Genomic DNA, 15,932 nt, shown 5'->3' with positions numbered 1-15,932 from the left:
TAGCGGATCCTTTCATGCAGCAAGGTTGCCGAAGCAGACATATTTTGCTTCGAGATATTCCAGGAGGCCGTGGCGCGAGCCTTCGCGACCAAGGCCGGATTGCTTCCAGCCACCAAAGGGTATCGGAGCGCCGGTGAACTTCGGTGTGTTGACGGCGATCATGCCGTATTCGAGCCGGTCGGTGAGCCGCATCGCGCGACCGAGATCGTTGGTGTAGAGATAGGCCGCCAGTCCCATTTCGGTGGCATTGGCACGCGCGAGCACCTCCTGCTCGTCATCGAACGGCAGGATCGCGGCAACCGGGCCGAAGGTCTCTTCGCGAGCGATGAGCATGTCATCGGTGACATCAGCAAGCACGGTCGGCGTGACGAAATTGCCGCCGAGCGGACTGTCCTGCCCGCCGCAGACGAGACGCGCCCCGGCGGAGATCGCCTCCGCAATCTGCTGGCGGCATTTTTCAGCAACCGAAGGGCGGGTCATCGGCCCGATATCGGTGCCGGGTTGGAGGCCGTGACCGACGTTGAGTTCCAAGGTCGCCTTCGCGAAGGCATCGACGAACCGGTCGTAGTGCCCGCGCTGGACGTAAATCCTGTTGGCGGCAAGGCAATCCTGCCCTGACGTGGCGAATTTTGCGCCGATGCAGCCCTTTGCGGCTTTGGAAAGCTCGGCGTCGTCGAACAGGATGAAAGGCGCATGGCCGCCAAGTTCCAACGAGGCCTTCTTCACGGTAGCCGCCGATTGCGTAAGCAGGATGCGCCCGACCTCGGTCGAGCCGGTGAAGGAAAAGGCACGCACATCCGTGTGCTCCAGCAGACGGCGCGCAAGCGGCGCGGCTTCGCCGGTGAGAACCTGGAAGACACCGGCGGGCATGCCGGCCTGCTCCGCAAGCTTTGCCAAAGCAAGCGCCGACAGAGGCGTTTCCGGGGCGGGCTTGACGATCATCGTGCAGCCGGCCGCGAGCGCTGCCCCCGCCTTGCGGGTGATCATGGCAGAGGGAAAGTTCCACGGGGTGATCGCGACGGTGACGCCAAGCGGCTGCATCCGTACCGAAAGGCGGCTGCCGGCGAGGTGGCTTGGCATTGTTTCGCCATAGGCTCGCTCGCCCTCGGCGGAAAACCATTCGAGGAAATTCGCGGCATAGGAAATTTCGCCGAGCGACTCGGCGAGCGGCTTGCCCTGTTCAGCCGTCATGATGGCCGCGAGATCCTGCGCATTCTCGCGCATCAGCCTGGCCCAGGCACGCAAGATCTGACCCCGTTCGACGGGGAGCCTGTCGCGCCAATTGAGAAAGGCATTTTTCGCGGCCTCGACGGCAGCATCGGCATCATCGAGCGAACAGGCTGCGACATCAACGAGGTGCTCGCCGGTCGCCGGATCAATGACGCTCAGCGCCTCTCCACGCGCAGCCCACGTGCCGTTCAGAAAGGCGCGCCGCTCGATCAGATCGGGTCGTTTCAGGTTTTTCAGCGCAGTGCTGGCGATGCCTTTCATGCGGAACTCCAATTGGGGTTTACATAGAGACTAACCGCGCGCCATGATCAATTGGCTGCGTTGATTTCATGCTCAACGCAGGAATTGCGCTTAGATAAGACGCCAACCGCAGGATTTCTGCATGACCACTCTCGATAGAGCCGACAGAGCACTGCTCGACGCCGTTCAGAAAAACAATCGCCTCACCTCGGAAGAGTTGGCGCAGATCGTCAATCTCTCGCCGACCGCCTGTCAGCGACGGCTGAAGCGGTTGCGTGAGGAAGGCGTGATCGAGGCAGATGTGGCGATCGTTTCGCCCAAGGCCGTTGGGCGCGGCATCACGATGATCGTCCTTGTCTCGCTGGAGCGCGAGCGAGCTGATATCGTTGATCGGTTCAAGGCAGCAATCCGCGCCACCAAGGAAGTGATGATCGGCTACTACGTGACGGGCGATGCCGATTTCATCCTGGTGATTACTGCGAAGGACATGGAGGACTACGAAGCCTTCACGCGCAGGTTCTTCTATGAGAACCACGATATCAAAGGTTTCAAAACCATGGTGGTGATGGACCGGGTGAAAGCTGGCTTTGCGTTCCCAATAGAAGACTGATTGGTAATTCTGGCAGCTTGTGTGGGACTTCTATTCAGTGATCGTGGATCGAGCGTCTTGGAAAAGAGAGGTGAAATGAAGCGTCCTTCTTCCGGACACGATGCTGAACGCGATGTCACGTTGTTTGATCAAAAGCGACGGGGCCGTGACGGTCGGCAGTGCGGGCAAACTGCCCTGACAGGGGGGGAATGGAGCAGGGACTTCGATGACCGTCACGACCCGCTAACCCAAAAACTTAGAAGATTAGAGTTTGTTCCACGGTGCTATCGTAAAAAGAAGAGCGAGCCGCGGGTGACGATCTCGCTCTTAAAGGTGGCCCACAGAGCCGGCGTGCGCGTGCCACTTTGGACCCATCGAACGACCGGTCTCGTCCAATAGCCATACTCTCAACAATAGGAAGCTATCCCAGGGGAAACGATGGACGGGGAGCGATGTTCACCGCCGGAGCCTACCTCATTAGACGTAGGCGAGACCCGTTTTGTCGTCCGTTTGTTCTCTGGCGCAAAGAAAGAGCGAGTCGTCGGGGAGAGACCCGCTCTTAGGTGCGCCACCGATCCGGTTTGTGACGGGAGAAAGCGGAAGAGAGGAAGTTCGGGCAGGTCTTCTCCTCCAGGCGCCCGGCCTCGCCCATTGCAACTTAACATAGTCAGGTCTAGCGCAAGAAGCTGGCGGAAAGCCTTATGGGCAACCTTGCCCGGCGCTAAAAGAAAGGGGCGAGCCGTCGGGGGACAGGCTCGCCCTTATAGGTGCGTCACAGATCCGGTGTGACGTGAGACCGTGGAGAGAGGCGGAGTTCGGACACCTCTCGAGCGCCCGGTCGCGCCCGCGTAAGCACGCTAGCGCGGGAAGCTGTCAGAAGCCTTAAGGGCAACCTTACCCTGTGCCTCTGCCCGCCGGGAGTTGGTCACCTCCTTCTCCTGTTCGGCGAACATCTGGTTGAGGGCGATGCTGGCAATCGCAGCCATGGCTTCTAAGCGCGCCCAGCCTGCCGCCTCCGCCTCGTCCACGACATCATGCACCCTCATCTCCAGCGCAATCAGACAGTCGGTTTCGCGGTCGTCGTATGGCTTGTCCTTCAGCGGTGACGGGATCATTGCGGCCTCCCTGTAGAAAGCGAAATGCTGAAGCAAGCGCCTATAGAGTCAATCTGCTTAGGATCGACTCTCGGCTGTCACATATAGGATATTCCTCACGGATGACCCGGCCGCGGTGTGTCTGAGCTGTAGGACCGAGCGCGAGTTTAGATGGCGAAGGTATTCCTCATAGGCTGCCTGGGGCAGACGTTGTTGGCACCGGCGATCTTCTCCTTGGCTTCCCCGGTTGGATCGATCTCATCGATGGCGAAGGTGAAGCGGAGATCGCCGACCCTCTCCGAAAGCATCCTGATGAAGTGACGACCATCAAATGCTATCCGTGGCGGTTATGGTAATGGCTGGCACAATGGCCCGCTTGGTCAAATGGTGGCCGGCTTTACGACGTCGTTATCACGGACGCTAAGGCTTCGTTCAATTCAGCCTGAGAGAACGGCTTCGCGAGCCTCGGCAGGGCAAGGGCCGCTCCTTTCGGAAGCTCGGCATAACCGGAAGCGAGAATGATGGTCAGTTGGGGATACCGCTTTCCAATTTCTCTGGCTAACTCGTCACCGGTCATTCGAGGCATTGCTTGATCGGATACGACGACATCCGGCAACTGTCCTTGCTCCAAGATTACTAGCGCTTCATCTGCTGAAGCGGCTCCCATCGCGGAGTGTCCCAGGTCATCCAGCATCAACACGGTGTTCATCAGAACCAGCGGGTCGTCGTCTACAACGAGAACTGTTAATGGTCGGCAGATGGATGCGGGTGGCACTACCTCCGGTGCGGATTCAACTTGGGCTGGCTCTGCAAGCGGCAACCAAAGTTCGGCTGTCGTCCCCTTGCCAGGCGAGGATTTAAGCACGAGTGCTCCGCCGGCCTGCGCCATCAGCCCCTGCACCATCGGCAGCCCGAGGCCAGTCCCTTTACCCACGCCCTTGGTGGTGAAGAACGGACTGGTTGCCTTATCCAGCGTGGCGGTATCCATACCCTCGCCCTCATCCTGAACGCTAAGACAGATGAAATCGCCCTCCAGCCCGTTAACGTCGCCTTTGTGGATCGAGTACTTGCGGGCGGAAAGGGTGATAATTCCGCCGCGAGGCATGGCGTCACGCGCATTAAGGACGAGGTTTAAAACCCCGTTTTCCAACTGGTTGGCATCGGCGTTTGCGGCGGGAAGAATAAGTGGAAAATTAGTAGCAATCTGGATCGAAGGGCCGATCGACCGCTGTAGCAGTCCGGCCATCCCCCTCACGATGGCGGCGACATCCACGGCTTCAAGCTTGAGTTCCTGCTTTCGGGAGAAGGCTAGCAAGCGTTGCGTCAAAGCGGCGCCCCGTTTCGCTGCCTGGATTGCGTTGTCGATCAGTTCCTTATTGTCTTTGCCAGCGCGCGCGCGCTTGTTCGCGAGCTCGAGGCTTCCCAGCACAGCCATCAGGAGGTTGTTAAAGTCGTGGGCGATGCCGCCGGTGAGCTGGCCGACTGCTTCCATCTTTTGCGCCTGAAAGAGCTCAAGCTGCGCGCGCTCGAGCGCTTGCTGAGCCTGTCGCTTTTCCGTAATGTCACGCGTAATCTTGGCGAACCCCACGAGCGCGCCATCTTCGCCGCGGATACAGTCGATGATGACGTTCGCCCAGAAACGGGAGCCATCTTTCCGGACCCGCCATCCTTCCCTCTCAAATCGTCCCTCCTTGGCGGCGATCTCAAGAGCGGTCCTCGGCAAGTAGCTGGCTTTGTCTTCCTCAGTGTAAAACCGGGAGAAATGTTCACCGATAATTTCTGCGGGGGCATAACCCTTGATGCGGCGAGCGCCAGCATTCCAGCTCGAAACATAGCCTTCTGGATCGAGCATGTAGATTGCGTAGTCCGTGACGCTCTCAACGAGGAGCCGGAACTGCTCCTCGCTCCGCTTCAAGAACTCCTGCGCCTTCTTGCGTTCCGAGAGGTCGCGGGTGATCTTGGCAAACCCCAGGATTTGCCCCTGCGCGTCCTTGATGGCGTCAATCACCACATGCGCCCAGAAGCGCTCGCCATCTTTACGGACCCGCCAGCCTTCGGTCTCGAACCTGCCCTCGGTTCTGGCCGTTGCCAACGCCTTCTGTGGCGTGCCCGCCACCCTTTCCTCTTCGGTGTAGAACCGCGAGAAATGCTCGCCGAGGATTTCCGCCTCGGTATAGCCTTTGAAGCGATTTGCTCCGGCGTTCCAACTGCTCACAAAGCCGTTAACGTCGAGCATGAAGATGGCATAGTCGGTAATGCTATCGACCAGCAGTCGATAGCGGTCGTCGACGGTGGTGTCGGTTAGCTCGGTCATGGCGGCGGGCATTGCGATTCCAATTCTTTTTGTTCCTGTGGGTTTAGTCCCTGCCAAAGCAAACACAAGCCCCTTGCTATGGACAACGGGGCCGGTTGTCCGAGACGATGAGCGCACCCTTGACAGTTGAACCTCTCGCCATACCTCTCATATGGGCGCGGGGGCGTTTCTTCTGACAATCCGGAGGGAAAAAGAAATGAAGATCAGGATCCTCACTGTGATGGCGCCGCTCTTGGCCGCGTCCGTCGCTTTGGGCACAGCAGGAAGCTCCAAAGCTGCTGAGGAATGGTTCGTGCTCGGCCAGTCGACGGTGAAGTCCGTAGATCCAAGCGTCAACATCAACAGTGAAGGGAATCGCTGGAAAAAGGACGTTAAATGGGTGAAGCTAGCTGCCGAAGGCGCTGACGTGAAGATTGATAAAGTTGTGCTCCACTGGGACAATCGCCGAGACGACACTGTCAATGACCTCGGTGTCCTGAAATCGGGAGGTCAGACGGCTGCGAAGGACGCTCCAGGGCGCAAAGGGCGCCTCACCGGTGTTACCGTCCAGTATCAGATCCTTAATAACGCAAAGACGGCCACCATTAAGGTCTTGGGATATGACTGAGCGGTAGTCGTCCGCCAAGCCACCTACACCGGCGAATTTTTGACTTTCCAAGAACCTCGGAAATCTTCGTCGCCAATCTGGTTACCGCAACGGCTCCGAATGCATCAAGCATTGACCGCCTGCACTGATGTAACCAATTCGGCGTCGCACCGCGCCCCGTCTGAAGAGGGGCGGAGGATCTTAATGGGGATCAGCCAATGCACATATTGAAGCCTCTACTCACCGCTCTGGTGGCAACCATGTTCCTCGTATCGGCAGGAATGTCCTCTGCGACGGAGCAGGCGCAACAACGCCGTGCTGGTCGCGACGTCAAACAAGATACGCGCCAGGGCGCGCGATCCACAAAACAGGATTGCCGCGCCGCCAATCAGCAGAGCAACGCGTCCTGCCGTCAGGATAAGCGGCAGACCAAGCAGCAGGGACGCCAACAATCCCGAGATATTAAGTATTAAGAAGCAAGCAGGTTACGTCTTGATCGGACAAAGCCAACAGAGATTGTAGCATCTCTCCTCCTCCGTACAATCATGGCAGTAATGGCGCTGGAGCGCGGCATCGTAGTTCTCGCGCTCATCTCCGAAAACGGCCCTGAATTCCTCGAATGCTCGACGGTCGCGTACAAGCTTGTTCCAAACGAAGTGACCCGTCTCGTGCCGGAAGTGGCCGAGAAGCGTACGGTAGTGCTCGTGCATGTACGAACGGGCGAGTTCCCGTGTCACGTCGTCGGCTTCCGCCGCGCGTATCGAGATGGCGCCCTCGTCGTGGCCCGTCATTGCAGCGACGATACTTCCATCCGCTGCGATCGTATCTTCCACAAAGTCGAAGACCAACCCGCCTGCGGGATCCTCGTTCCGGTCAGGATGAGGGATGCTCCAACGGAGCAGCGAGTAGAACAGATGTCTTTGCGCCTGATTGATACGGCGGAAGCGGTCGATACCCTCGAGGAGGTTGGTGTTGGGTACAAGCCGATTATGCCGACATGCGACGCAATAGGCGTTGCCGTCGGCTGGATCGACCAGCCAGTTGCAGACATCGATGCTCGCGTTGGCGCAGAGAAAGCGAGCAGGGTTCGTCTTGCCCACGATAGGCCATGCGCCGCCGCTACTCGGTTCCAGCGTGCACATCGTCAACTTCTCGGGAACAAAGCCGAGCCTATGGCCGCAGTTGATGCACGAGCGGTTATCGAAATGAACGACGTGACCGCAATAATCGCAGGAAAACAGCCGCATGCATCGAATCCTTGAAATGAGAAACGCGTGTCGCGTAGGCGCTTACCGCCGTTCTTTCTCCGCATCGACCGCTGTATGCGCAGAGACTCGACTTTAGACCTTGTCGGAGTTCGGCGATCTAATCCTGATGAAGCCGATTGAGCCGACACATAGTCGCGCCAGTCCGCGCGACCGTCATATTCGATCCTCTTCGAACTGCTCCGCGCCTTCGATCGGGCGGAGCCAGTTTTCGCGGCGCTTGATCCATAGTTCGTAGGTCGGAGTGAGTGGCGTCGGCGCGTCGGTCAGGATGCCAAGCTTGATTTCCGCCTCTTTCTCATCCGCCCAGAACATTCGCGATCCGCATTCCGGACAGAAGCGGCGCCCCGCGTATTCGTTGGTCTCGCCTTTGCTTTCAAAATGATCGGCGGGCCACACCGCGAAAAAGGTGAACGCCGAGCCGCTTTCGTGGCGGCAGTCGGTGCAATGGCAGATGCCTATCCTGGCCGGCTTCCCGCGAACGGCAACCCGCACCCGCCCGCATCTGCACGATCCGGCGAGCGTGGTCATCGAAAATCTCCATTGTCGTCAATAACGTCGGTGTCCGGACGATCACCTCCGTCGGCATGTTCAATTTGCCAGCGACCATCAGCGAGTTGGTATGAGATCTCAGCGTCATTCCCTCCTATATGCTGACGCTGCGCCGCCGACTTCGCCTCGGCAAGGGCGGTGTCGTGATCGGGAAAGGTCTCTGACCAGACGTCGTTGAGTCGATATGCGTAACCGCCGTCGTGCTCGGCCACGTGATACGTGATTGTCGCCATGAAATTCTCCCTCCGCTGAAAACCCTGAGATTTCTTGTCGCAACCAGCTCAGCGGCGATTTGTTCCGACTGTCGGCCGTGCCTATAGAGTCGCCAGCGTCCGGTTTGAAAGCCGGCCGGCATAATTCATTCGCATTTCGACCTTTTGTTCGAGAGCGATGATGACATCGGGTGATAGATCTATGCCGTGAAGCCCCGCAACGTCGGGCAGGCCGCCAGGCGTGAAAACATTGATCTCCAAGATCTTGTCGCCAACGATATCAAGTCCGACGAGGAACATGCCGTCCTCTACCAGCTTGGGTCGAACCATCTCCGCGACCGCGAGGATTTCCGGCGTGATTTCCGCCGCAGCGGCGGTACCGGCAGCATTGATGTTGGAACGGACTTCGCCCTGAGCAGGCACACGTCGAAATGCTGCATAGGCGCCGTCGCGTTGCAGCGGCCGGCCGTTCATCAGGAAAAGTCTGATGTCGCCCGCCGTGGCGTCGGGAAGATAACTCTGCGCAATCAAATAACCTTCGCCGCTGACTGCCTCAAAGATCTGGTTAAGGTTGGCTTCCCTACTCGAAGCGATTTTAAACACATTTTTGCCGCCCGAGCCTTGCAACGGCTTTAGAATAACGCCCTGTTTCTGCTCGTCGATGAAGGCGCGGATCTCCTCGATGCTTTTCGAGATCAGCGTTGTCGGGCGCACAGCTTCTGGAAAGCCCTGGAAATAGAGCTTGTTCTGGGCGCGCGCCAAACCGTCGGGATCATTGACGGTGAGCACGCCGCGTTCGGCCGCAAGCCGTCCGAAAATCGAGCCGACATGTGCCGCCCATGGCCGTTCGTCAGCATCTTCGGAGGGGTCGTTGCGCAGGAAGAGCACATCGACCTCGCTGATGTCGATGGTCTCTATTTCTGCTTGGCCACCTTGCAAGGCATTAACAAAGGCGTCCGCTTTTTTTGGCTTTCCGCTCTTCAGCACGGTGGCACGGATCATTAGGCTGTCATCCGGACGCAGTACAAAATCACCGGGCGTCAAGTAGCAGACGTCGTGCCCTCGAGCGATGGCCGCGAGTGCGAGCGAGGTCGTCGTGTAGTAACCAGCCTCGCCTTCGATCGAGTTCACAAAAAAAGCAATTCGCATTCACGGCTCCTACAGTTGAATCATATCCAGGGGGCGCATGCCGTTTCTGGCCCGTTCCAGCCGGGCGCGTCCTTCTTCGGTATCGAGAAAGAGGGGATAGACAGCCGGCATACGCAGAAGCCCTCTCTCAGCAAGTTCCTGCATGACGGTGAAATGCGAGGCAGCGATCTTCCCCATCCAAAACGGCTCCAGCGTTCCACCGTTCTTCAGATGATCAAGCAGCGCGAGCAGTCCACGCAGATAAATTGCATCCTTCGCAAGCCCGCCGCCGCGATAAAGCCGGAGCACGAGGTTGAAGGCCGCCGGTGCGCTGAAGTCGTAGTCCTTGATTAGCATCGAGTAAGTCTCGGCAAAGGTCGCGCCGTCCAGCATGGAGGCGCATCCAATCACCCGCCCGGCAATGAGCTTGAGCCGCTCGGGGGGCATGCCGCCGGAAAGGTATTCGGCAAACACCGCCAGTCCCTCCTGCATGCCCTCGTAGCCCGAAAGACCCGAACGGAAGAGCCGTAGGCCCTGTGCCGAGCCGTTGAAATAGGTAAGCAGGTGAACACCGATCTCATGCGACAGGAGGGGTTCGACGCGGCGAATATCCATCAGCGTGCTGCGCGCAATCAGCAGCCGATGGCCCGAGACCATCAGGCCGGAGGGCAGGTCGTCGCGAAGCTCGACCGCAACTTGAAAGTCCTCCAACTGCCGACGATACGCGGCGATCATTGCGTTGGCACGACGCGCCACTTGGAAGCAATCGGCGATCGTGTTTTCGGATCCGATGTCATCACCGCCGGTCAGCTCGTTGCCGGCCAATGTAGTGACGATCGCTCTCGCCTCGCACAGCAAAGGCCGCTTGACCACTCCATAGAGCGCACGGCCGAACTCGACAAACTTGGGGCTCTGTCGAGACGACAGGAGCGAAAGCTGCAGATCAAGCTCTTGCTGCTTTTCCCGGTAGAGCTGGTGCAACACGGGATCTTCGAGATGGTCGAACGGAATTGAGAACAGTTTGCGCTTGACCGCTTCCACCTGCAGGCCGAGCGGGCGATAGAGAAAGGGCGGATCGGCCCCACTCCCGCCCGCCAAGAACGCTTCGAATGCTGCTTCGGCATTAATTGGAGTCACCGCGAGAAGAAAGTCAAAGGTCGAGGCGACTTCGTCGATGCTGCGGTCGACTCTCGAAACAGCTTCGACGAAAGCCTTGCGTCCTAGCGCCCGGTGCGTTGTCAGCTTGAAGATCTGATGGGCCTCGATGAAGGATGACAAGGCCTTCAACTCCGCATCGAACAGCATGCCCACAAGCTGTTCGCGAAGCTCCGGGTAAATATCGCCCGAACCCGGCTGCCGATAGACTGGTGCGAACCGCACAGCAATCGCCGAGCAGCCGATTTCGCGGGGCAGCAGTTTGTCAGCGCTGGACGAAGCCGCATCCATCTTCTCCACGCGGGGGGGTCGGAAGCGCGCTTCGCTATCGCTGACGGCTGCCGAAAACGCGCCGGCCGCCCCGACCGCGTCGGTGCTCGACCAGACAGAGACCTCAAACGGCGGCAGGAAAGGGGCATCATCCGTCAGAAACCTATCCTGTGACAGTTCGCCGATGTCGAAGAGCAGGAAGACGCCGAACCGCTCTTTGAGAATCGCCTCAATAGCCTCAATGACCGGAATTGCCTCATCCGCATGCGGAGCGACAAGGTAGGAGGCATTGGCCTGTGCAATATCGCGTGCTGCCGGCTCCGCATCGTCCCCGGCAATATGGACGCATAGAAAGGGAAGGGGTCGGTCTATATGAAGCCGGCCACCTCGCGGGAGTTCACGGCGCACAGACTTGCCTTCGCGGATACATTCCAGAATATCGGCGAGCCAGTTCTCTTCCATCTGCGGGCTGATCGGCCGCACGTTGCTCATCGGCGTGTGTCCAATACTTGTTCCAACATGGGTACAGCGGACGCGACGATGCTGCGCAGCTCCTTTAGAAGGGCAGGGTCCGGCTTACCCGTCCATTCGTCCATGAAGAACTTCTTGAATTCGACGGCAATAGCGCAGCCAGTGTACGGAAAATGCTGATGGATGAAGCGAGTCTGTTCGCCCTTGCCCTGAAACGCAACGTTCTCACGAACATCGAGCGGCCGGCCGTTGATTTCAAAGGATGCAAAGTGAGCCATAAGGGCTTCAACCACATGCGACCAGCGCTTCCGGTCCATCGAGGACGTGCCTATGTTGATATCGGGTGCTTCGAGCTGCTCGCTTTGGGGAGCATCGGGGCCGGCGCGGCGATGGTTGTAACTGTGGATATCGAGCACGATCATCCGGCCGTGTCGGCGCTCAATTCCCTTTAGGAAAGTCAGCAGCATCTCGTAGTAGTCGTCGTGAACTTGAAGCGAGGTTTCCACGTGAGCCGACGCGAGGCCATCCTTCCAAACATTCATTCCCCAAGATTGCTCCGGCCTAAGGTAGATGGCCCCGTCCCGCTCCCGATTGATGTCAACCTCAAAACGCGAGCGATGGAAAATGATCCGGTTCGGGACGTCACGCGTTGTGAATTCCGTGAAAGGGTCCTCCTCGCGGAGCCTCTCGTCGGGCGAAAGTGCGTACAGGTCTTGGAGTTCCTCGCGGACCAAATGCCCTTCGTGCACGGCAGTAGCGACGATCGGGGAAACACCGCGTTCCACGCTCCATAAAGCATCCGCACGCGGCGGCGGTTCAATAAGCGAGTTGGCCATGATCATCCATTTACACGCAACGGGATGGCGGCTTGCCGCGCAAGCGCGGCCGCTACCGTCGATCGATAATCATATGAACGCACGGGGGCGCCTAAAGTTACACGATGCCGTTTGGCTCAAGGTTTGCCACGGCTGCACTCGCGCGCGAGCACGTCCTGGTGGATCTTGCCTTAGAGCGGGGATTGTCACCGAGCGTTGAGGCTGGTGGCCCCTGCGTACTTTTGAGGCTAGGAGGAAGTTTGCGGTCGGAAAGCTCTTAGTGCGGCTCGGACTACGTCGATCCACTGCGGCGTCTTGCAATCTCTCTATCGGTGGCAATTTCGAAGCGCATCATCACTAGCGCATCTTCTTGCCCTTCAGATCGGCTTCCACCGACTTTCTCAACGCGTCCATGATGCTGACGACGTTGCTTCTCGGAGCGGCTTCGGACGTGCCTTTCGCCGACCTCTTGGTGGGCTTCAGCGCCTTCTTCTTCTCCGCGATGATCTTCAGCAGGCTTTTCTGAATGGGGTCGCTCGCCATGTCGGAGGTCCACTTGGCAGTCTTTTGCTTGATGAGCTTCTGCACCAGCGGCACCAACTCCGGCTCCGCCTTCTCGTCGATTTCCTCGAAGTAGGATTTCTCCGGACGGACCTCGTCGCCAAAACGAAGCGTCCAAAGGACGATGCCTTCGCCCCTGGGTTCGAGGACGACCGCACGCTCGCGCCTACCGATCACCAGCTTCGAAACGCCGACGACCTTGTCAGACGCCATGGCATCCCGGATGACGGCGAACGCTTCCTGGCCGACGGGATCGTCCGGCATGAGATAGTGGGGTTTCTCGAGATAGATCCACTCGATAGTGTCGGCGGGAACGAACTTGTCGATGTCGATAGTCTTGACAGTGTCCAGGGCGACAGCATCGAGATCGTCTTCCGTCAGGATCACATAGTCGTTCTCTCCCCGCGCATAGCCCTTCGCCTCGCTGTCGTCCTTGACCGCCTTGCCGGTGATGGAGTCGACGTATTGGGAGACGACCCTGTTGCCCGTTTCCTTGTTGAGCGTGTGGAAGCGAACCTTTTCGCTTTCGCTTGTAGCGGGCGTCATCGCTACGGGGCACGTGACCAGCGAAAGCTTGAGATAGCCTTTCCAGTAGGGACGAAGTGCCATGTCGTGTCTCCTCAGCTCGCCTTGCGTTGCTGCGCGGCCGTTCGGGACTTGGCGGTCGATGCGCGGCGCACCTTGTCGCCACTTGTGCCGGCATTTGCGTTTGCGGCGGTGCGCTTGGGCGTTTCAGCCTTCGATTTACCAGCGCTCTCGCGCAGCGCCGCCAGCAGGTCGTTTGGCTTCGATACCTTGACTTCCTTGCGTTTCGGCAGCGTCTTGCCTTCGATCTTCGCCTTCACAAGCTCGGCGAGCGCCGTCTCGTAGCGATCGTCGAACGTCGCCGGGTCGAACTCGCCCTTCTTGGTGGCGATGATGTGCTTAGCGAGATCAAGCATCTCGCCTTTGATGCGCATCTTCGGCATTTCCTCGAATGCCTTTTCCGAAGGTCGGACCTCGTAGTCGTAATTCAAGGTCGTCGCGATCATGCCCCTGCCATGCGCCCTGATAAGAACGGTGCGGACGCGGCGGAACAGCACGGCGCGAGCTACCGCAGCAACCTTGGACGTCCTCATGGCATCGCGCAGCGCAGCGAAGGCGTCGCCGCCCATCTTGCCGGGGGCCAGATAGTACGGCTTGTCGAAGTAAACATCGTCGACGTCGCCGCAGGGAACAAAAGCCTCAATCTCAAGAGTTTTGTTGCTTTCAGGAATGGTCGCGGCGAACTCTTCCGGATCGATGACGATGTACTGGCCGTCGCCAACCTCGAAGCCCTTGGTCTGCTCCTCGCGGGAAACGGGCTCCTCGGTTTCGCTGTCGATGAAGATCCGGTTCACCCGGTTACCGGTCGCCTTGTTTACAGTGTTGAAGGTTATCCGCTCGGAACTTGAGGCTGCTGTGTAAAGGGCGACGCCGAACGACACTTCCCCGAACTTGACGAAGCCTTTCCACTGCGCGCGATGGGCTGCCATGACGCTTTACTCCCGAAACATTGAGTCACGAGTCAATCGCTCCGGAAGAGATTCGTTCCCGGCCGAAACGAATCAAATGAGCGAGCTCTGGCCGGTCTCAGTACTGCCGTCCTCGGCTTTTCACGGAAACATCACTTGAAGGCCAAATCGCAGAACCTTCATTACGTCCGCATCTCAGCGGAACCATCCTCGAGCTTGCCGATTATTTCGTCGAGGTCGCGGCGTGACAATCGGACGCGACGGGGATGGTGCACGCAGCGATTTTTCCGGTTTCTCGCTGCGGGCGACGAAATGCCAGGCGAGCACCTAACCCGTTCGCTGCGACCTCGCTTTGCAACGCATGCTCTCGATATTCGGTCCTCCGACCCAGCCGCCCAACCTAGAACGCAAGGTCGCGTCCAGATTCATCGCCGCACCTCATCCCGACGATCTCGTCGCCACCTCGGAAGAAGGCGCCGACCGGCTGCCCCTCGTGAACGACAGCAGCCGTATCGTCGTCGTCTCTATCAAGTGCAGGCCGCTCGAAGTCGTGAAGCGCGCACCTTCACCGTTTGGAGCTTATCGGCCGTGTGGGAAGCTCTGTTCCTGCCGGATGCGGTCCAACTCTTCGCTCTGCCTCGTGTCGCGATCGACAGGATCCTCACCTTCGGCGACAGTTCTCTGGCGTCCGGTCGGAAGGACGTCGTCTTCAATTTCCTCAGGAACGTCGCTTCCGAGCTCGTAGGCACGTACGCGTGGCGATGTTGATTCCAGGCTTCGCGCATGGCGTCCAACACCGGTGGCGGCGCGGGCAGCGGCGTCAGCCTCGAACACGTCGTCCGGCGCGACGGCCGCCTGATCGTGCTTGAGGTCCGCCAAGGCGTCTTCGGACTGGCGCTCGCTCCAACCCTCCGTGCGCCAGAGGTCGGCGCGCTCGTCCATGTCGATTGACCCTTCGTCGTCCAGGATGTCATGCACCAAGTCGTAGTTGGCGTCGTCGACCGATGCCGAAACCAGGAAGCCGCCGCGGCGAAGTCCTTCCGCATAGAGGTCGCGGTCCTCGTCAGGGAAGAACCAGCTTTCAAGGGCCTCGAAGAAGCCGCCGCGATCGTCGCTTTTAACCTGGGCCTTTTCCGCATCGGCCTCGTAGCCCGGCATTAAGCGGACGTCAGAAACGCCAGCGTCCTTCAACTTGCCTATCGCAGTTTCTGCAGCGCTGCGGGAATCGAAAAAGGCGGTCAGTGTGCTGATCGGCTGCTGACCAAAGGCGGGTGCGTTCTCGTTGTAAAGATTGCTCATGGGATCCTCCGAAGGTGTTCTTTCCGGCGAACGGTTGGGGTCCGGCAATGTTCCGCAGGCGATGCAGTCGGGCCAAAAAAACTGCGGATCGGCTGCGAAGTTCGGAACGTCAATCTCCAGGGGGTTGGGGCATCGGCATCCAGGACAATGCCGAAATGCCGCAGCCTCTTGCCGGAACACGTTCGTTCCTCTGGAGTTATTTCTTGCCAACCAAGGAGACGACGATGGACGACCGTGAACAGAAACAACGTGAGCGCGCCTATAAGATCTGGGAAGACGAGGGCCGTGTCGATGGACACCATCTCGACCATTGGAAGCGCGCGGAAGAAGAGGATGAAACAACCGAAGAGCAAGCCACGGGAGCGACGGAGCAAGCCTCAGAGAAGGTGACGGACGGCGCCTCTTGATCGGCAGCAATCCTGCAGCGAGCGCCGGCTGGCGCCGGCGCATCCCGCACACTTCGTGACAAACTGCGCTAAGGGCATCGTCCAATGCTCGAAGCCTCGGGCCTGGAAAATGAGGAGAGGGGCGGTTGAAAGTCCTATCGGTAACATCGGAGATTTTCCCGCTCGTTAAAACCGGCGGGCTTGCCGACGTCACAGGATCGCTTCCGAACGCTCTATCGGAGTTTGAGGTAGAGACCGTTTCGCTTGTGCCG

16 protein-coding genes and 1 pseudogene are annotated in these 15,932 nt (G+C 58.8%); 5 read left to right on the top strand and 12 right to left on the bottom strand.

The genetic code is table 11. The features are described 5' to 3' along the window. Positions 1-12: 12 nt before the first annotated feature. Entirely contained in the window at positions 13-1,491 is a 1,479-nt protein-coding gene (locus AB4048_RS18580) for an NAD-dependent succinate-semialdehyde dehydrogenase (protein ID WP_442203469.1), read from the bottom strand. A 121-nt stretch (positions 1,492-1,612) separates the two neighbouring features. Between AB4048_RS18580 and AB4048_RS18575 the strand changes: the two genes are divergently transcribed. Continuing rightward, positions 1,613-2,080 carry an Lrp/AsnC family transcriptional regulator gene (locus tag AB4048_RS18575; RefSeq protein WP_442203468.1) on the top strand — a complete coding sequence of 156 codons (468 nt, stop codon included), beginning with the start codon at positions 1,613-1,615 and terminating at the stop codon, positions 2,078-2,080. Positions 2,081-2,916: 836 nt separating this feature from the next. On the opposite strand, the gene AB4048_RS18570 is transcribed toward AB4048_RS18575, so the two are convergent. Then, entirely contained in the window at positions 2,917-3,174 is a 258-nt protein-coding gene (locus tag AB4048_RS18570) for a hypothetical protein (protein WP_442203467.1), read from the bottom strand. Between the two features lie 376 nt (positions 3,175-3,550). Then, complete coding sequence (locus AB4048_RS18565; protein ID WP_442203466.1) at positions 3,551-5,479, bottom strand: PAS domain S-box protein; 1,929 nt, start codon at positions 5,477-5,479, stop codon at positions 3,551-3,553. Positions 5,480-5,663: 184 nt separating this feature from the next. On the opposite strand from AB4048_RS18565, the gene AB4048_RS18560 reads away from it, so the two are divergent. After that, positions 5,664-6,074, top strand: coding sequence for a hypothetical protein (locus tag AB4048_RS18560; protein ID WP_442203465.1), 411 nt, complete (start codon positions 5,664-5,666; stop codon positions 6,072-6,074). A 197-nt stretch (positions 6,075-6,271) separates the two neighbouring features. After that, entirely contained in the window at positions 6,272-6,526 is a 255-nt protein-coding gene (locus AB4048_RS18555) for a hypothetical protein (protein WP_442203464.1), read from the top strand. A gap of 78 nt (positions 6,527-6,604) precedes the next feature. Here AB4048_RS18555 and AB4048_RS18550 read toward each other — a convergent pair. From AB4048_RS18550 to AB4048_RS18510, 9 genes and pseudogenes are all read right to left on the bottom strand, one after another. Continuing rightward, a pseudogene (locus tag AB4048_RS18550) lies at positions 6,605-7,300 on the bottom strand (putative zinc-binding metallopeptidase); the annotation flags it as partial. 174 nt (positions 7,301-7,474) lie between these two features. Beyond that, complete coding sequence (locus AB4048_RS18545; RefSeq protein ID WP_442203463.1) at positions 7,475-7,849, bottom strand: GFA family protein; 375 nt, start codon at positions 7,847-7,849, stop codon at positions 7,475-7,477. Then, the gene (locus tag AB4048_RS18540) at positions 7,846-8,103 is read right to left on the bottom strand and encodes a DUF2188 domain-containing protein (protein WP_442203462.1); all 258 of its coding nucleotides are present in this window, start codon (positions 8,101-8,103) and stop codon (positions 7,846-7,848) included. The genes AB4048_RS18545 and AB4048_RS18540 overlap by 4 nt, the downstream gene beginning before the upstream one ends. 81 nt (positions 8,104-8,184) lie before the next feature. Beyond that, a complete protein-coding gene (locus tag AB4048_RS18535; RefSeq protein ID WP_442203461.1) occupies positions 8,185-9,231 on the bottom strand; it encodes a glutathione synthase in 1,047 nt (348 codons plus the stop codon). A gap of 9 nt (positions 9,232-9,240) precedes the next feature. Then, complete coding sequence (locus AB4048_RS18530) at positions 9,241-11,127, bottom strand: flavohemoglobin expression-modulating QEGLA motif protein (protein WP_442203460.1); 1,887 nt, start codon at positions 11,125-11,127, stop codon at positions 9,241-9,243. After that, positions 11,124-11,942 (bottom strand): N-formylglutamate amidohydrolase, encoded by an 819-nt coding sequence (locus tag AB4048_RS18525; RefSeq protein ID WP_442203459.1) that lies wholly within the window; start codon positions 11,940-11,942, stop codon positions 11,124-11,126. Before AB4048_RS18525 ends, AB4048_RS18530 begins: the two co-directional genes overlap by 4 nt. A 336-nt stretch (positions 11,943-12,278) precedes the next feature. Continuing rightward, on the bottom strand, positions 12,279-13,091 hold the full coding sequence (ku, locus tag AB4048_RS18520) for a non-homologous end joining protein Ku (protein ID WP_442203458.1): 813 nt from the start codon (positions 13,089-13,091) through the stop codon (positions 12,279-12,281). A gap of 11 nt (positions 13,092-13,102) precedes the next feature. After that, positions 13,103-13,996 carry a non-homologous end joining protein Ku gene (gene ku / locus AB4048_RS18515; RefSeq protein WP_442203457.1) on the bottom strand — a complete coding sequence of 298 codons (894 nt, stop codon included), beginning with the start codon at positions 13,994-13,996 and terminating at the stop codon, positions 13,103-13,105. A 558-nt stretch (positions 13,997-14,554) separates the two neighbouring features. Next, positions 14,555-15,274: a hypothetical protein gene (locus tag AB4048_RS18510; protein WP_442203456.1), complete on the bottom strand. Its 720-nt coding sequence runs from the start codon at positions 15,272-15,274 to the stop codon at positions 14,555-14,557. Positions 15,275-15,498: 224 nt separating this feature from the next. Here AB4048_RS18510 and AB4048_RS18505 point away from each other — a divergent pair, with 224 nt between their 5' ends. Both AB4048_RS18505 and AB4048_RS18500 read left to right on the top strand, forming a co-directional pair. Beyond that, positions 15,499-15,681: a DUF2934 domain-containing protein gene (locus tag AB4048_RS18505; RefSeq protein ID WP_442203455.1), complete on the top strand. Its 183-nt coding sequence runs from the start codon at positions 15,499-15,501 to the stop codon at positions 15,679-15,681. 125 nt (positions 15,682-15,806) lie between these two features. Continuing rightward, positions 15,807-15,932: glycogen/starch synthase (locus AB4048_RS18500; RefSeq protein WP_442203538.1), on the top strand; the 126-nt coding region annotated here is incomplete at its 3' end.

The sequence above is a fragment of the Rhizobium sp. RAF56 genome (assembly GCF_052113965.1).
GTDB lineage: Bacteria > Pseudomonadota > Alphaproteobacteria > Rhizobiales > Rhizobiaceae > Rhizobium.
The sequence above is the reverse complement of the archived record's forward strand: the minus strand, read 5'-3'. Positions and strand labels throughout refer to the sequence as shown.

Bases quoted from the DNA above. Each gene is read 5' to 3' on its own strand.
- AB4048_RS18525 (WP_442203459.1), bottom strand. From the start codon at position 11,942: ATGGCCAACTCGCTTATTGAACCGCCGCCGCGTGCGGATGCTTTATGG.
- ku (WP_442203458.1), bottom strand. From the start codon at position 13,091: ATGGCACTTCGTCCCTACTGGAAAGGCTATCTCAAGCTTTCGCTGGTC.
- AB4048_RS18555 (WP_442203464.1), top strand. From the start codon at position 6,272: ATGCACATATTGAAGCCTCTACTCACCGCTCTGGTGGCAACCATGTTC.
- AB4048_RS18545 (WP_442203463.1), bottom strand. From the start codon at position 7,849: ATGACCACGCTCGCCGGATCGTGCAGATGCGGGCGGGTGCGGGTTGCC.
- AB4048_RS18505 (WP_442203455.1), top strand. From the start codon at position 15,499: ATGGACGACCGTGAACAGAAACAACGTGAGCGCGCCTATAAGATCTGG.
- AB4048_RS18570 (WP_442203467.1), bottom strand. From the start codon at position 3,174: ATGATCCCGTCACCGCTGAAGGACAAGCCATACGACGACCGCGAAACC.
- AB4048_RS18530 (WP_442203460.1), bottom strand. From the start codon at position 11,127: ATGAGCAACGTGCGGCCGATCAGCCCGCAGATGGAAGAGAACTGGCTC.
- AB4048_RS18540 (WP_442203462.1), bottom strand. From the start codon at position 8,103: ATGGCGACAATCACGTATCACGTGGCCGAGCACGACGGCGGTTACGCA.
- AB4048_RS18535 (WP_442203461.1), bottom strand. From the start codon at position 9,231: ATGCGAATTGCTTTTTTTGTGAACTCGATCGAAGGCGAGGCTGGTTAC.
- AB4048_RS18560 (WP_442203465.1), top strand. From the start codon at position 5,664: ATGAAGATCAGGATCCTCACTGTGATGGCGCCGCTCTTGGCCGCGTCC.
- ku (WP_442203457.1), bottom strand. From the start codon at position 13,996: ATGGCAGCCCATCGCGCGCAGTGGAAAGGCTTCGTCAAGTTCGGGGAA.
- AB4048_RS18575 (WP_442203468.1), top strand. From the start codon at position 1,613: ATGACCACTCTCGATAGAGCCGACAGAGCACTGCTCGACGCCGTTCAG.
- AB4048_RS18510 (WP_442203456.1), bottom strand. From the start codon at position 15,274: ATGAGCAATCTTTACAACGAGAACGCACCCGCCTTTGGTCAGCAGCCG.
- AB4048_RS18565 (WP_442203466.1), bottom strand. From the start codon at position 5,479: ATGCCCGCCGCCATGACCGAGCTAACCGACACCACCGTCGACGACCGC.
- AB4048_RS18580 (WP_442203469.1), bottom strand. From the start codon at position 1,491: ATGAAAGGCATCGCCAGCACTGCGCTGAAAAACCTGAAACGACCCGAT.